This is a genomic window from Gramella jeungdoensis (assembly GCF_023805255.1).
GTDB lineage: Bacteria > Bacteroidota > Bacteroidia > Flavobacteriales > Flavobacteriaceae > Christiangramia > Christiangramia jeungdoensis.
The window spans coordinates 916,442-931,299 of record NZ_JAMSCK010000001.1; the positions used below are offsets into that span (position 1 = coordinate 916,442).

Here is a 14,858-nt window from a genome sequence, read left to right on the forward strand (position 1 = left end):
TCATGAAAACTAATATTATCCTAAGCCTAATCCTTATAGTATTTGTAAGTCTGTTAACCTTTGGTTGTAAAGAGAAAGGAACCAAAGAGAATCCTGTGGAGAATAACCCTATGGAAGAAAAAACAGTACCGCAAACAAATGTTGATAGCATGGAAGCAATGCCAGTTTTTGATCCCTCTTTAGATCCTTTAGTGATTGGAAAGGAGTTTTCTAAAGTGTTTGCAGATACATTGAATGTACAAATGTATGAGTTTACTATGAAGCCAGGTGATTCTGTAGGTTTGCATCAACATTTAGATCATACTATCTACGTACTCGAAGGAGGGACTTTACAGGTTTATGTTAATGGTACCGAGCCTGTAGAAATGAATTTAAAAGCAGGTGAAGGTTTTGTTAGTGGTCCTCTAAAGGATGCTGCAAAAAATGTAGGTGAAACCACTATTAAGTGGTTAGCCACTGAAATACATAGACCTCGCGAAAATTAAACAAAATATGTATTTTCTCAATTAATTTATTCTATTTTGCAACCACTTGTTTTTTAGAAACGAAATGAACGTTCTTGTTTTTTAATTCTTAGATCCATAATTATTCCTACTCCAATCATTAAAAGTACAATTGACAGGACTCCTATCTCAATCATTGTATCTAAATTACTTTGAAGAGCAAATCCAATGGCAAATGCAATTCCGAAACTAGCCGCCCAGGTGGTATAATGATATTGAGGTACCAAACCTAATTTGTTTTTCAGGTATTTTTTGAATTTAATCAGTTTTTGTTTGAAAATTTCATTGCTAAATGATGGTATTTTCTCAAGTTCTAAATATTGAATGTAACTTTCAACTCCTTCCAGTTGCTCCGTGGTTAATTCTTTCTCTTTTATTCTTTGCAATATTGCTATAAAATTCTCGAAAGTTTTAATTTCCGTTTTTTTATCGGTTTTAGAAAGCTGTTTTTTGAGAAAAATTATTGTAGCGTTTAAATCATCTGTTTGGTTTGTAAGGTTTGAATCAATTAATTCATTTAATTCAACACCTAAGGCGACTGCAATTCTTTTAATTGTTTCACCTGTTGGATTTGATTCATTATTTTCAATCCGCTGAATTGTTCTTAAACTAACTTTAGATTCGTCGGCTAAATATTCTTGGGACATTCCTCTTCTTGCTCTTAATTCTTTTAAGCTTTGTGCCAAATTTTTTGTTTCCATTTTTAATGTTATTTATTGTTTCAGCAAATGTATATTGGAAACTTATCTACCAGTTACGTCATGTTAACGTCATTTTTACGTCAATTGGTTTTTACAGTTAGGATTATCCCAAGTTACGGGAATAAGGACGTGGTCCCGATAGCTATCGGGATGTAGGCTTTTTGATAAGTTCTAAGTTATTCTTTGTCCTGGAAAACCGCATATAGGCCTCGTTAATTGCTGTTGGTGTGTCGTTTTTTTGGTACTATTTTTCAACAATTTCTTTAAGCTTATCTAAAGCCTTTGGAAAAGTCTTATTGAAAAAATCAATATAATCTTCCATTGCATCTACCTCTATAGTTACGGTTGTCACTCCGTTGTTTTCTTCAAAAGAATAGTTTTCCAATCCACCTGCCCATTTGTCAACTTCGGCACCCTTTGTAATTTCCTTTTCACCATCTAAAATTCCGTAGTGGCGTATGGAAACAAACCGAAATGGAATATTATCCGCAATTTCAGATACCATCCCGCCACGTTTACCATTTTCGTCAGTTCCGATAAAGTAGATTTTGGCTCCTTTTTCCCAACTTCCTTCATAGGTTGAAGTTGGATTAAATTCTGATGTCCATTGTTGGTATGTCTCAATATCCTCAATGCCGAGCATGGTATTATAAACCTTTTCGGCAGAAGCATTAATGTCTTTCCTGAATTGTAGTTTTTTCATGACTTTTATCTTTTTTATCACGCATCAGGAATTTCCGGTTCAACTAATTTCTTCAATTTGTCCAGTGATTCCTGCCATCCTAAATAACACATTTCTGATGGTATAGCAGACGGAATGCCTTCCTGAGTGATCTTAATTTCCGTTCCACAGGAAACTTTTTTCAGCCAAACATAAGTGATCATTTCACCTGGCAAGTTTGGATCATCAAAAGTATCAGTGTTTTTAATGAATTCGTTCGGTTTGATTTCTAAATATTTTCCGCCAAAGGAATGTCCGTTGCCGGTTGAGAAATTTATAAAAGACATTTTGTAACTGCCACCTTCTTTAAACTCCATTTGATGTACTTCACATAAAAATCCATAAGGTGGAATCCACCAGGATAAGGCTTTCTGGTCAGAAAAAGCACGAAATACCTTTTCGGGACTTGCCTTAAGCACTCTGTGTAATGTTAGGCTGTTATTTGACATATTAATTCTTTTTATTTCCTACTCGTTTGAATTTTCAGTGTCGTCCTTTTTTTGTGCGTTGTATTGTTCCCGATTATTATTTTGTATTTATTTGGTTTATATCAGGTCTCCCGTTCTCAAAATGTACACCAGGGGTTGCGATTAGCGCCCAGTGTATGGAAATCAGCGCATGGTCCCGATAGCTATCGAGGTGGCAGCTTATTGTTTTAATGTTCTGAACTCTAAGTTATTCTTTTTCCAGGAATATCACATATTGGGATGTTAATAGGTGCTGACAACATTACCTATTCCGTAAGGTAGTCGTTTGGCTCCACATAATCATAATCTGGCGAATCCATAAAAAATTGCCTTAATTGCCATACATGTCCCGAACCATAAATTAGTAGGAGCCTTTCTTCATTTTCGAAATCGGTTAAATCATAGGCATTTGCAAAAATTCTTAAATTACGTCGATACCATTTACCAACCGAGTCAGCACCTAGATAATTGTCGCCTGCACCTGCCAGAATAGTTCCAGTCAAATAAGCTTGATGGTCTTTTAATCTGCTTTCAGGATGGTTCAACATAATCAAATGATCTGTTAAACTTTGTTGAGTTTTTAAAGAATCGTGCATCCTGTAAATTGCATTATAGTCATATCTATTTGCTTTTAAATATTGCCCTCGTGACTTCATATATTCTTCTCCATCATAATTATCCCAATCGAGTTGCACTCCAAACCATTCCGCAGTGGCATCTGAGCAATAGACTTTATGATGTCCAAGTTTTTTAGCGAGTTTAAATCCTATTTGATAAACCTCGTTACTTTTGTCTTCTATGCTGTAAGAATTACTTAAATAATGTTCAAAACGGCTGTTGATAATGCTATCATACTTAACTCTGTTAACTTCAATGAGTATTTTAGTCGGACGGTAAGCGGCTATTTTTTCTATAAGTGTGTCCAATTCCGCTTGTCTCTTTTCTTCTAGGATATTGAATGAGAATTTTTTTTTGTAACTATCCATGCTAGCATTGCTAAAATGGAAAACCCCTAGGACCATGGCCTGTGATTTATTTTTTCCGATGAATTGGTTCGGGGCAGCTATCCTATTTAATTTTCCTGCTTCTTGATTTTTTTCAGCAGTTTGATCTATTTGCTTTTTACAAGAAGTCAATAGGATTAAAACCACAATAAGGGAAGTTAATTTTTTCATTATAAAATATTTTCATTTCCCTTAAAGATTCCATTTTTCATTTTTTGTTACAGACTTTGTGATTTTATCTCCAACGGTCTCGGTTATTGCAAGTTTCAGGAGTATGGGATGCGGTCCCAATAGCTATCGGGATGTCGGCGTATACCTGATTTGTTAGCGAAGATCAATTTTGAAGATATTGAATAAAAGCAAATTAATTATTGGGCTGTTTTATTAATAAGGCTTCCTAAAGAAAGGTTTCTTTCAATCAAATCGAAAAACAGCTTGTTACCATTGTCACCATTGGTAAATATGATGATGCCTTCCATGGTTTTAGGTAAAAACATAATTAAAGTGTTAACACCAATATCTCCTCCGGTATGTAGTAAGGCATATTCATCATTTTTAAGTTCAGGTAAAAGTTCCCAACCTAAACCAATGACAGTTTGGTTGTCCTTTCCGTTTCCCCGAGTTACCATTCTTTTGTATAATGAATCGCCACTGGTAACTTTTGCAAGTACATATTCAGCAAACTTTCCATAGTCATAAATTGTGGTTAATAGATTATCTGCAGCGCTTACATTTTTATTTTTGTATTCCTGCTTATAAAGTTGGCCTTCTGAATCGTGCCACTTTGCAAACTTATCTTCATCTATGGAAGCATTCCATTTAAAAAATGTATTATCCATTCCAAGGGGGGTAAAAAGTAAAGAGTCAGCCAGGTTTTCAATCGGTTTTTCAAATTTCGTTTCTAACGCTTTCTTTAAATACTCATAACCTTCTCCAGAGTAACCATATCCTTCGCCAGGTTTGAATTTGAATTTTAACTTCTTGTCTTCATTTTCCCATCGCCAATTAGGGAAACCGCTCTGATGGGTAAGTATATGTCTGGTTGTAAGTAGTTTGCTGTATGATAAATTCTTTACATCCGGATCTGTCCAATACAGGTACACCGGCTCATCCAGATCCCAGTTGCCGTTTTCTACCAGTTTTAGAGTAAGCATCGTAACGATTGGCTTGGTAAGGGAGGCTACATTAAAAACAGCGTCGATGGGTGCCACCTGCTTATCAAAAAGATTTCCATACATTTCCAGTTTTGTGAGTTTTCCTTTCTCGAGAAGTGCCAAGCCGAGTGCCGGAACTCTATTTTTAATTAATAGCTGTTGAATGCTACGTTTTTCGTTCGTAGCCTGAACCGATGTCCCTGGCTTTTGATGATTATAGCTCAGAACATTCTGAAGTATCCAGTTTCCTTCCTTTTTGAGCCAGAGATGGGTAAAATCTGCAATACTGGTAAGATATTCTTTTTTGCCCTTTCCAACGGCATAAAATTCATGTTTTCCAATTTGAATAGCGCCATAGATTTCTCCATTTTGTTTTAAAGGATAAATTCTATGATTTTCAGAAAGTAACTTTCTTACCGGGTGGTAATCAATCGAACAAATATTATTTTTTATACTCTGGATAAATTCTTCGTTTCCGGTGATTACTCCAGAAATATCATGGTAGAATTTAAGGCTGTCATCGGTTAGTTTTGAGAGGGCGTAAAAATCACAGTTATTGAATCCCTCCTGGAAGAGTAAGCTATCAGCTTTTAAAATCTTATCCTCCAATTCAGAATAAGATTGCGTTTGTGAATAGGAATAATTCAGACCTATAAGGAACAGTAGATAAAAAATTGATTTATAAAATTTCATATTAATTGAAGAATGTTTTTGAGGTAGGCAAAATTCTGTTATTTGAGCAATTCTGCCATAAAAAACACCCGCCAAAAAAACGCCAAAAAGATGACAATCCTTATATGATGCTGCTTTTCAGTTTTATATATAACCTGTCCTTATTTTCGATTTCTATTGCATTTCTGAATATTATATACAGGTTTATGAGAATAGAGATTACTAGAAGTATTAAAGTTAATTGCCTGCTTGTTCCAAACCATCTCACGAAAAAAGGACTAATTCCTACAAATACGATGGTTAGAAGGGTCCACAGAATTTGAATGGAAATTATCTGTTTGGTAATAGAATTTACCTGTTTCTTCTTTTTCATTATTAGAAGTGGTAAAAGGATGTTAGCCAAGGGGATTATGAACATTAGAGAAGAAAAATTGATCCATTTAATAATATTCTTATTCATATTAGGCTTAGGTTCACCCAGAAACTCTTCTTTGGTAATATTCAATGTATTCAGAAGAACCTTCAGGGTATGACCTTTTGGCTCAGTTCCAGATTCAATGCGCTGAATTGTTCTAATGGATAGCCCTGATTTTTCAGATAATTCTTTTTGGGTAAGATTTAAATTTTCTCTGTAGGTTAAAAGCTTAGACATGACTGGGTTAATAAAAAAAGAAATTTTGATATTTAAGCATTTGACAATAATTGAGCACAACGGTTATCGCAAGTTTCAGGAGTATGGGATGCGGTCCCGATAGCTATCGGGATGTTGGATTAACTTTTTTTCCTGGTTTCTAAAATTACACTTTTTCTACAATACTTGTAATTTGAGAAGATTCGCTGCTGTTAGTATTTTTTATTATTTGTTGTAATTATCTAAAAACTGTTTTATGATAGGAATTGTTATTCCAGGTTGTTCACCTGTGGTACTATGCCCGGCGTTTTTAATTATTTCCAAGTGTTTATTTTCGCTATATTCTTTATTTAATGCCTTGTACATTAACTTTGCTTGATTAATTCCAACTGAATAATCCTTCTCTCCCTGGATAACGAGAACGGGAATTTTGATATCTGAAATTTTATCCAGTATATTAAGGTTATTATAAGAAGATTGATTTCTAAATGCTTTATTTACATATTCCCCTTTAGGAAAAAAACTAAGCAAAGTTTCCATATCTATATTGCAATCTTCTAGCACTTCTTTGCTTGGAGGTCCATTTTGAGGCTTGACACGGTAAGGATTAAAATTTAGTAATTCAGGAAATGTATGCTTGATTAAATTCATGTCATTAAAAAAATGGTCAAAATCACTTTTTTCTATTCTCTCTAATTCTTTAATAATGTGCTTGTATTTTTTTATTTGATCTGGATCGGTAGTGGCTTTTAAAAGCTTATTGGTGAGTACTCTTTCTTTTTGAATAAGGTTATAATAAGCATAGGGAGCATTAGCAACTCCTCCATTGGTTATCATTGTCGAAACTTTAGATTGGTCTTTTAAAAGATATAAAAGTCCATAAGTACCTCCCCAGGATTCTCCCATTAAGTTTACCTTTTCTTTTCCATACTTTTTGGATAGGACAACGATAACTTTCTCGAGATCTTTAATATAATTCTCGATATTTAATCTATACGTATCAGTTTCCTTCTTGGATTGACCACATCCTCTTTGATCGAAATAGGCTATTAAATAATCTTGTTCTAAGTTGTTTTTATATAATTCATGTTCTAATGTTGAAAATCCTCCTGGGCCACCGTGCAGATATATGATTAAAGGTTTGTTTAAATTTCCGCTCACTCGAACGAAAAGTTCTGATTCTTGAACGGGTATATAAAATGATTCGTCAATATTTTCGGTTGTTTTTGCAACTGTCGGATTGATTATTAGAAATTGTAGAAAGAAGAAGGTGAGGAATTTTAAATTTTTCATAATGATCTATAAGGTTTGTTTACTTAAAGACGTTTCAAAAAATTAGGTGTTGCACTCCATTAAAACTATATTCAGAAGAAGGAGTAAGGGAAAAATTGCTCACAAAGGTTTAGCATAACACAAGTTGGCGGAGTAGGGGACGCGGTCCCGACAGCCATCGGGATGTCGGCTTACACCAGTTTTGTTGCTCAAAATAAACTTTTTCTTACTAAGGGTACTAAGGGTACTAAGGGTACCGTCTTTCTGAATTATGCATTGTTGGCAATAGTTATATTTTTTCTACCTCTCCATCTGCCATTACTCTAAAATATTCGTTATTTGATATTAGTAAACCTTCAGAATCATAATTTGGCCAGTTCTTATGATAATCATTAGGATGCTTTACGTCGATGCCATATACTTTACCCTCATAGAACCTTTTAACTTTAAATTGCAAGGTGTGTCCAACTACTACAGCTTTCGCATTGAACTTTTTTAAAGGTCGTTCAATTTCTTCCTGGCTAAGGTCTTCTTTAAAATATCCTCTGTACCAGCTTATACCTGTTTTTGATGAAATTAATAGCTCCTTTTCATCTTTATCAACTTTTGGGTAAGGAGCCTCGTAATATGTGGATCTTAAATGATTATTTATTCGAGGAATAGACATGTCTAGATCGGCAATTTCGGGATGGAGTCCGCCATGTACGAAAATATTACCGTTTATAGACTCGATTACATTTTTACTGGATAACCATTTTCCTAAAACTGAATTTTTGCTGTAAAGTTCAGACTGAGTTTTTCCGATCATAGAAGCAACGAAGGTGTATTTTAGGGAAGCTGCCTGGTGATCACCATACATGTTTTTTAATTCATGATTGCCTAATATAAAGTGAACTTTACCTCCCTGGCTTTTTGCTTCCTGTTCTAATTTGAAAATAAACCACAATACTTGTGTTGTAGAAAAGCCTCTGTCTACAAAATCTCCTAAAAGAACAAGATGATTTTTTCCAAAGGTCCAATTCATGTTTTTATCGATTACTTTATTTTCAATTAGAAAGTCTCTAAATGTTTTAAATCCGCTTTCTATATCTGAAATAGCTAAAATCTTATTGTTGTCTTTGTAAATACTTTCTGGAGATTCAAAATCTGTGCTAATTGAAAAACTGAAATTTGTAGAGTCTAATGGAAAATAGACTGTCGCAGGGATTGGTTTTTTTACAGAATATTCTTTTTCATCCAGATAGAATCCGTCCTCTTTATTCCCTCTAATATATTTGACATTAACAATGCTATCATTCTTAAAGAATGCATATGGCCCATCTCCATCAAAGTTAAGACTTGCCTGATCGTGGCCGTAACTTAATTGAGCACCTTCAGATATTCCTATGGGTATTAAAATTAATAGCAGAACTATAATAGTAAGTCCTAAATGTTTGAAGTACCTAAAAATTTTTGTTTTCATTTTGGTTTGAATTCATTAAACATTTTCTGAAGACAAATTTGATCTTCAGGTTCCAATTACTGAAAAAATTGTGCTCAGCATTAATTATGCATGGTTGAAAGGACTTTTTTATATCTCAAATCCAATTTATCCCTGTTAAAGATTATTTCATATTAGCCTTAAATGATTTCATCACTATTTTGCCATGGCTATTCATAATCTGATTATTTTGCAGTATGATTTCTACTTATACAAATGATCGTTGGGTTATTATTAAATTTCTAATATTCCTATCTATAATAATCCCGATAAGTATTGTTACTTATCAAATCATATTTCTAGGGAAAAATTCAGTAATGTTTCTTGAAGGTTATCCAACCGCATTTAGCTTTGGGATACTTATATATTACGCTATCATTCTTTTATTAGGAGTTGCCTGGCTTGTTATTCAATTAAAGTCTTTGGTTGTTCTAAAAAATGAAAGTAAGAGGAATGAGCTGTTACATTTGCAGAATCAGGTAAATCCACACTTCTTTTTTAATATGTTGAATAATCTTTATGGAGTAGTTGGTAAGGATGTGGAAAAAGCCAAGAGTCTTATCCTGAAATTATCTGAGCTTATGCGCTATAGTATTTATGAAGGCGATAAGGATCAGGCTAAACTATGTGAGGAAATAATGTACCTGGAAAATTTCATAGAACTTAATCGAATTAGATACCATAAAAATGTTGATGTTCGATTTGATTTAAATATAGAAAACGAAGAATTGAGAGTGATGCCTTTAATGTTTATTGTTCTTGTAGAAAATGCTTTTAAACATGGGGTAGAGAATCTAAGGGAAAATCCATTTGTTCATATTAAACTAAGTTCCTTCAAAGGTGTAATTGATTTTGAAATCTGTAACAACTTTGATAAAACTGTATATCAGGATAATCATGGAATAGGTATTAAGAATTTAAAACGTCGACTGGAAATAGCGTATCCTAAAAAACATATGTTAAAAATCTATCAGGACGAATCGATTTTCAGAGCAATTTTACAGATTGAAAAATGACCAGTTATTTAATTATTGATGATGAGCATATGGCTCATGAAGTAATAAAGGATTATTGTGATTTAATTCCAGGAATGAAACTTGCAAAGCAGTGTTATGATGCGTTAGAGGCCTTGGAATATCTTAGAATTAATCGAGTAGATTTAATATTTCTAGATCTCAATATGCCTAAACTAAAAGGTTTTGACTTTGTGAGAACCTTATCAAAAAAACCAAAGGTTATTGTGACTACGGCATATCAGGAATTTGCTTTAGAAGGATATGAATTGGAGATTGCAGATTATCTATTGAAGCCTTTTAGTTTTGAGCGATTTTTGAAAGCAGTAAACAAGGCCCTTGTTTTAGATAAAAAGGATTCTTCTACCATTTTTACCAGGGACAATCTGGATACGGAATCCATTTTTGTTTATTCAGATAAAAAATATGTTCAGGTTAAGCTTGATGAAATCATTTACATAGAAGCTGCCGGAAATTATTCTAAGATTGTTTTCGAACAGAATCAGATACTGGTTCGAACTAAGATTTCAGATTTAATGGATAAAGTAGCTGAAAAGTTTATTCGTGTTCATAAATCATTTATTGTCTCAAAAAAACATATCAGAATTATAGAAGGAAATAGGATCCTGGTGAATGAGAACTATATTCCAATCGGTAATTATTATAAGTCTCAGGTAAATAAACTTTTGAACGATTAATCCTTAATATAATTATTGCCCAGGGTTTCGATTAAGGCAGTGTGCGGAAATTAGTACGCGGTCCCGACGCTTCGGGAGTCGGCTTGTTGTTTTTGTGTTTGGAGTTCTAAGTTGTTCTTTTTCCTGATATACCGCATATTGACCGTGTTAATCGCTGTTAGGCAGTGTTAAGTACCAGAATAATACTCATTTAGACACGTGAGTTTGGTTATATCTTTAATTTCTTCAATCATTTTAGATTCTGAGTTGGCTTTCCAGGCCTTTAGAATTTCTTGAATTGTATCTTTTTCTGTTCTCCTCAAAATTGCAATTATTTCTTCTGGAAGTGTATTTTCCATTTCACAATATCCAACTGAAATATATGTATTACTGTTTAGCCCCTTAATTTTAAGCGTATCGATAATTGAATAATGTTCCTCGTAATTTTCGTCTAAAGCTATCTTATTAAATAAGAGAATATTTTCATCTTTTCTTTGAATGTGGGTAATTCTATGAGTTGAATCAAAGCCATTTTTCGCATATGAAGTATCCGTAATTTTATCATATTCTTCAAAAACCGACAAATCTTTAAAATCCGAAAATGATTTTTCAAATAAATCAGTCTTGTTATTTGAAAGTGATTTTTTCTTGTTTTCACAGCCTGCTATTAGAAGTGATAAAATCAGTATTGTAATTAGTTGTCTCATAATTTAATGCTGCACAACGGTTTGTAGTTATCACAAGTTGCGGGAGTAGGGACGCGTACTTGCCGCTAACGTTTTTATTTATTAGAACCTAATTTACCTATTTTTTGTGAAACCCGGAATTTGAGATGAACCGCTGTTGGCGGTAGTTTATTCCAATATCATTCCCTGCTTAACTTTGAGAACTATTGAGTTATTAATTTCTCTGATATCATCTAATGGGTTCGAGTCCAAGACTAAAAAATTTGCCTCGTAACCCTCTTTTAAATGACCGATTTTCCTATTTGGGAATATGGTCATGGATGAATTTTCGCACCACATTTTAAGCAGTTCAAGATTGCTGAAGATTCCTAAATCATACAGAAACTGAAATTCTCCAACTGAATTGTCATTATACATATCTGAACCAATGGCAATCTTTACTTCTGCTTCTTTAAGCAATTTCAAGTTTGCACTTATATTATTTAACAATTCATTATAGTTAGGGTCTTCTCGTTTTTTTGTAACCAATGAAGTTGTAGTTGTCACAATAATGCCCCTTTCTTTGGCTAAAATTGCATCTTTTAGAGATATTGAATTACCATTATCAATTTCTGGAAGGTGAGCAATTTCATCCACACCAGCTTTAACTGCAATATGAAAATCGTAAGCAGTTTCAACATGTGCACTAACGCGAAGATTGTTTTGATGTGCTTTTTTGACGATTTCTGGTACTAATTCAGGATTCAGTCCTTTATTCCCAAAATAGGTAGTGTCGTTTTTTCGCTTCTCATATTCCTCTGAAAAAAGAAGCATTATTTTTATGAAGTCCGGTTCAAAAGATAAGACCTGACTCCACTTTTTTTCTAAATCCTCAATGTCATCAATAATGAAATAGCCATGTGATTCAATTTCTTCCAAGGTGTTAAAGAGGCCTTCAAATCGGCCATATTCGAGAAACCTTTTGCGTAAAGCTACTGGATGACCACCAGTCGCTGTAAGAGGGGCATGGGCTAAACTGACATCAATGCGATCTGGCTTGTTATAATTATGCATTAGAGGGTCAATCCTCTTTTTTATTGATGATAGGAGTTTTACATAAAACACTCCATTATCCAAGTAAGAATCAATTCGCTCTTTTAACTTGTAATCACTTTCCAAGTTATGATTATGTGCTTCGGCAAAAGGTGGAACAACATACATGCCCTTAAGGTCTATGATCGTGTCATTTACTGCATTTTCATTATTAAAGCTTAAAATTCCTTTGCTAACCCAAGCAGTCTTATTTTCAAAAGTATTTCCATTAAACCAATAGCCATTTACTAATTTTATGGATAAGCTATTTGGGTTCTCAAATTCCGCTTTTGTGATTTTATTTTTTTTTGAATAACATGAAGTCAGAATGAACAACACTGCCAACATGTAATAAATTCTATTTCTCATTATTAATGTTTTATTTGAAGTTCATAATTACCGCCAACGGTTGCGATTAACGCCAGTGTGCTGAATTTAGCAAGCGGTCCCGACGCTTCGGGAGTCGGCTTGTTATTTTGTTGTTTTAAGTTCTAAGTTATTCTTTTTCCTGGAATACCGCATATTGGCCTCGTTAATCGCTGTTGTTGCCAGTTTTTCTTAGGTCAATCTTGTTCCAGGCAATTACCTTTACACCTTTAGAATAATGAGCTAAATTAGGTTGGCGGTTTATAAGCTTTTTAAAACGAGGATAATTAAACTCTAGATGCTTTAAATTTATTTCTTTCAAAGGCCACTCAAGATGATGAATTTCAAAAAAGTTTAATGATTTTTCTGAGTCTTGTATCAAGGCATACTTTTCAGTTAGCCATTTTTCCAGGGAACTCTTTTCGCTGATATTATCCTGGATCTCGTAATCAAATTTTAATTTTTCCTTTAATCTAATATTTTCTGAATCCAAGCTTATCTCATTTCGTTTTATTTTTGAATATCGATAGGGGAGCAGAGATAATTTTTTTGAGACCATAGCAGATATTCTTTTTCCAGCTTCAATACTTAAAAAATATACAGCAGATATATTTTTCCATTTTACATATGTTCTAATGTTGATTTCGTCGAAATCTGAAATCGGAGAAAAGCTAGGTAATCTTCTTGGTCTAATTTTTTCCATTTTAAAGACAACAATTGATACCCAAGGTTTGCCTTCGAAAAGATCAATTTCTAGGTTATTGGGGACAAAATTTTTAAGTTCTTCTAATTCTACTTGCCAGTGTAAAAAAATCGCATCATTCCACTCCTGATAGTAACTCCAATCGTGTTCAGGAATATTCCAAGGTCTATGATCAGTTTTTTCTAAAATTTGCTGAATTTCCATATTGAAAAATTGGCTACAACGGGTTCGCATAACACAAGTTGGCGGAGTAGGGGACGCGGTCCCGACGCTTCGGGAGTCGGCTTGTTGTTTTGTTGTTTGGAGTTCTAAGTTATTGTTTTTCCTGGAATACCGCATATTGGCTCCGTTAATCGCTGTTGTAGTGCGTTTTTATTAGTTTTTTTCCCTGTTTTCAGGCATTAGGTTTATCCACCATTTTCTAATTTCCCCATTCTCATCAAATACATCGTAGTTATGGGTGACATGCATCGTAACAACTTTCCAGTCACTTTCTATTTTTTGCAGACCAAAAGAAAAACATCCATGTCCTCCTCTTTTTGCTCCATTTGGATGTGTTCGATGATGATCAAATTCGACTAATAAAGATGCCACATCTTTATTGAATACGTGAATTTTAGGATTAGAAAATGTCCAAGTATTTTCTTTTACATTTTTTGTGAAACTTTTCCAAAGCCTGTCAATTGTAATGTAATCGCCCCAATAGTAACCGTCTCCATAAACAATAAAATCATCTACATCCGCATAAAAAGTCATGATTTGCTCATAATCCAAATTTTGTAAGTCGGTAGCTTGTTTTTCAGCTCTTTGAATTATCTCTTTTTTGATTTGCTCAACTTCTTTTTCAGTAAGATTTTCATTCTGGCTAAACATGATTAGTTGACCAAAAAGAAGTACCGGTAAGATAATTCGTAAACGCATCCATTTCATAAGTCAATATATTAAATTTAGTAACCTCTGATTTCCAGCAATACACCATCAGGGTCATGAACTAAAATCACTTTGTAATTATTCCATTCCTCTATGACTAGATACTTGTATTCTATATTATTTTCATCCAATCTTTCTTTATATGACTCAACATCATGAACATCAATGGAAAAATAATTGCTACCAATTTTTTCAAAACCATAATAGTCATTGTCATTTTTGAAAGGAACCTCAGGTAAGTTGCCTACTGTTTTATTTAACTTATATTTCAAGGAATAACCATCACACTTCATTCTCAAATTAATGATATTAAACTCCTTACCGCTATTGATTCCGTATTTAGTTGACAATTCACTGGACATTTGAAATTCATCCTCTTTTTCCATTCCTATGATATCTGTGTAGAATTTATAAGATTCCTCTAAATTTGACACGATAACTCCAATCGTCATAACCTTTACAGGACTGGTCATTTTCTTAAAACCGAAAATTACTGTTGAAACGATAATCAGACTCCCAATAATGATTAATGGCTTTCTCATGAGTTTAGTATTTAAGTTAAATGCACTACAACGGTCTCGCATAACACAAGTTGGCGGAGTAGGGGACGCGGTCCCGACGCTTCGGGAGTCGGCTTAGTATTGGTTTGTTGGTTAAGTTAATTATTTTCTTTCTAACGCTGCCGCTTATTGGCGATGAACCGTCTTAAGTTTAATTTCTCTAAATTTTGATTGTATAACCAGAAAGAACAAAAGAGAGGAATAAGATTACATGAACCGTGGGAACTAGAGATTCCGTCAACAATGA

16 protein-coding genes are annotated in these 14,858 nt (G+C 33.7%); 3 read left to right on the forward strand and 13 right to left on the reverse strand.

The annotated features are described in order from the left end of the window. Window positions 1–2: 2 nt before the first annotated feature. Window positions 3–485 carry a cupin domain-containing protein gene (locus tag NE848_RS04070; protein WP_252110934.1) on the forward strand — a complete coding sequence of 161 codons (483 nt, stop codon included), beginning with the start codon at window positions 3–5 and terminating at the stop codon, window positions 483–485. Window positions 486–538: 53 nt separating this feature from the next. Here the strand turns inward: NE848_RS04070 and NE848_RS04075 are convergent, their stop codons facing one another. The 8 genes from NE848_RS04075 to NE848_RS04110 all read right to left on the reverse strand — a co-directional run bounded on the left by NE848_RS04075 (window position 539) and on the right by NE848_RS04110 (window position 8,587). After that, window positions 539–1,204: a helix-turn-helix domain-containing protein gene (locus tag NE848_RS04075; RefSeq protein ID WP_252110935.1), complete on the reverse strand. Its 666-nt coding sequence runs from the start codon at window positions 1,202–1,204 to the stop codon at window positions 539–541. 244 nt (window positions 1,205–1,448) lie between these two features. Further along, entirely contained in the window at window positions 1,449–1,907 is a 459-nt protein-coding gene (locus NE848_RS04080) for an SRPBCC family protein (protein WP_252110936.1), read from the reverse strand. Between the two features lie 17 nt (window positions 1,908–1,924). After that, window positions 1,925–2,374, reverse strand: a complete 450-nt coding sequence (locus NE848_RS04085) for an SRPBCC family protein (RefSeq protein ID WP_252110937.1) — start codon at window positions 2,372–2,374, stop codon at window positions 1,925–1,927. Between the two features lie 284 nt (window positions 2,375–2,658). Then, a complete protein-coding gene (locus tag NE848_RS04090) occupies window positions 2,659–3,567 on the reverse strand; it encodes a DUF5694 domain-containing protein (RefSeq protein ID WP_252110938.1) in 909 nt (302 codons plus the stop codon). A gap of 197 nt (window positions 3,568–3,764) precedes the next feature. After that, window positions 3,765–5,243, reverse strand: a complete 1,479-nt coding sequence (locus NE848_RS04095; RefSeq protein ID WP_252110939.1) for a serine hydrolase domain-containing protein — start codon at window positions 5,241–5,243, stop codon at window positions 3,765–3,767. A 100-nt stretch (window positions 5,244–5,343) separates the two neighbouring features. Next, window positions 5,344–5,874, reverse strand: a complete 531-nt coding sequence (locus tag NE848_RS04100) for a helix-turn-helix domain-containing protein (protein ID WP_252110940.1) — start codon at window positions 5,872–5,874, stop codon at window positions 5,344–5,346. 204 nt (window positions 5,875–6,078) lie between these two features. Continuing rightward, window positions 6,079–7,146 (reverse strand): alpha/beta fold hydrolase, encoded by a 1,068-nt coding sequence (locus tag NE848_RS04105; protein ID WP_252110941.1) that lies wholly within the window; start codon window positions 7,144–7,146, stop codon window positions 6,079–6,081. Window positions 7,147–7,414: 268 nt separating this feature from the next. After that, window positions 7,415–8,587: a metallophosphoesterase gene (locus tag NE848_RS04110; protein ID WP_252110942.1), complete on the reverse strand. Its 1,173-nt coding sequence runs from the start codon at window positions 8,585–8,587 to the stop codon at window positions 7,415–7,417. A 335-nt stretch (window positions 8,588–8,922) separates the two neighbouring features. On the opposite strand from NE848_RS04110, the gene NE848_RS04115 reads away from it, so the two are divergent. Continuing rightward, window positions 8,923–9,621, forward strand: coding sequence for a sensor histidine kinase (locus NE848_RS04115; protein ID WP_252110943.1), 699 nt, complete (start codon window positions 8,923–8,925; stop codon window positions 9,619–9,621). After that, window positions 9,618–10,316: a LytR/AlgR family response regulator transcription factor gene (locus tag NE848_RS04120; protein ID WP_252110944.1), complete on the forward strand. Its 699-nt coding sequence runs from the start codon at window positions 9,618–9,620 to the stop codon at window positions 10,314–10,316. The genes NE848_RS04115 and NE848_RS04120 overlap by 4 nt, the downstream gene beginning before the upstream one ends. 167 nt (window positions 10,317–10,483) lie before the next feature. Here NE848_RS04120 and NE848_RS04125 read toward each other — a convergent pair whose 3' ends face one another. The 5 genes from NE848_RS04125 to NE848_RS04145 all read right to left on the reverse strand — a co-directional run bounded on the left by NE848_RS04125 (window position 10,484) and on the right by NE848_RS04145 (window position 14,593). After that, window positions 10,484–11,002, reverse strand: a complete 519-nt coding sequence (locus tag NE848_RS04125; protein WP_252110945.1) for a hypothetical protein — start codon at window positions 11,000–11,002, stop codon at window positions 10,484–10,486. 147 nt (window positions 11,003–11,149) lie between these two features. Further along, the gene (locus tag NE848_RS04130) at window positions 11,150–12,421 is read right to left on the reverse strand and encodes an amidohydrolase family protein (RefSeq protein WP_252110946.1); all 1,272 of its coding nucleotides are present in this window, start codon (window positions 12,419–12,421) and stop codon (window positions 11,150–11,152) included. 163 nt (window positions 12,422–12,584) lie between these two features. Beyond that, on the reverse strand, window positions 12,585–13,325 hold the full coding sequence (locus tag NE848_RS04135) for a YqjF family protein (protein WP_252110947.1): 741 nt from the start codon (window positions 13,323–13,325) through the stop codon (window positions 12,585–12,587). 171 nt (window positions 13,326–13,496) lie between these two features. Then, window positions 13,497–14,051 carry a nuclear transport factor 2 family protein gene (locus tag NE848_RS04140; protein WP_252110948.1) on the reverse strand — a complete coding sequence of 185 codons (555 nt, stop codon included), beginning with the start codon at window positions 14,049–14,051 and terminating at the stop codon, window positions 13,497–13,499. Between the two features lie 17 nt (window positions 14,052–14,068). After that, window positions 14,069–14,593, reverse strand: a complete 525-nt coding sequence (locus NE848_RS04145; protein ID WP_252110949.1) for a VOC family protein — start codon at window positions 14,591–14,593, stop codon at window positions 14,069–14,071. Window positions 14,594–14,858 lie beyond the last annotated feature (265 nt).

Excerpts from the sequence above, each read along its gene's own strand:
- NE848_RS04070 (WP_252110934.1), top strand. The coding sequence starts at position 3 with ATGAAAACTAATATTATCCTAAGCCTAATCCTTATAGTATTTGTAAGT.
- NE848_RS04075 (WP_252110935.1), bottom strand. The coding sequence starts at position 1,204 with ATGGAAACAAAAAATTTGGCACAAAGCTTAAAAGAATTAAGAGCAAGA.
- NE848_RS04080 (WP_252110936.1), bottom strand. The coding sequence starts at position 1,907 with ATGAAAAAACTACAATTCAGGAAAGACATTAATGCTTCTGCCGAAAAG.
- NE848_RS04085 (WP_252110937.1), bottom strand. The coding sequence starts at position 2,374 with ATGTCAAATAACAGCCTAACATTACACAGAGTGCTTAAGGCAAGTCCC.
- NE848_RS04090 (WP_252110938.1), bottom strand. The coding sequence starts at position 3,567 with ATGAAAAAATTAACTTCCCTTATTGTGGTTTTAATCCTATTGACTTCT.
- NE848_RS04095 (WP_252110939.1), bottom strand. The coding sequence starts at position 5,243 with ATGAAATTTTATAAATCAATTTTTTATCTACTGTTCCTTATAGGTCTG.
- NE848_RS04100 (WP_252110940.1), bottom strand. The coding sequence starts at position 5,874 with ATGTCTAAGCTTTTAACCTACAGAGAAAATTTAAATCTTACCCAAAAA.
- NE848_RS04105 (WP_252110941.1), bottom strand. The coding sequence starts at position 7,146 with ATGAAAAATTTAAAATTCCTCACCTTCTTCTTTCTACAATTTCTAATA.
- NE848_RS04110 (WP_252110942.1), bottom strand. The coding sequence starts at position 8,587 with ATGAAAACAAAAATTTTTAGGTACTTCAAACATTTAGGACTTACTATT.
- NE848_RS04115 (WP_252110943.1), top strand. The coding sequence starts at position 8,923 with ATGTTTCTTGAAGGTTATCCAACCGCATTTAGCTTTGGGATACTTATA.
- NE848_RS04120 (WP_252110944.1), top strand. The coding sequence starts at position 9,618 with ATGACCAGTTATTTAATTATTGATGATGAGCATATGGCTCATGAAGTA.
- NE848_RS04125 (WP_252110945.1), bottom strand. The coding sequence starts at position 11,002 with ATGAGACAACTAATTACAATACTGATTTTATCACTTCTAATAGCAGGC.
- NE848_RS04130 (WP_252110946.1), bottom strand. The coding sequence starts at position 12,421 with ATGAGAAATAGAATTTATTACATGTTGGCAGTGTTGTTCATTCTGACT.
- NE848_RS04135 (WP_252110947.1), bottom strand. The coding sequence starts at position 13,325 with ATGGAAATTCAGCAAATTTTAGAAAAAACTGATCATAGACCTTGGAAT.
- NE848_RS04140 (WP_252110948.1), bottom strand. The coding sequence starts at position 14,051 with ATGAAATGGATGCGTTTACGAATTATCTTACCGGTACTTCTTTTTGGT.
- NE848_RS04145 (WP_252110949.1), bottom strand. The coding sequence starts at position 14,593 with ATGAGAAAGCCATTAATCATTATTGGGAGTCTGATTATCGTTTCAACA.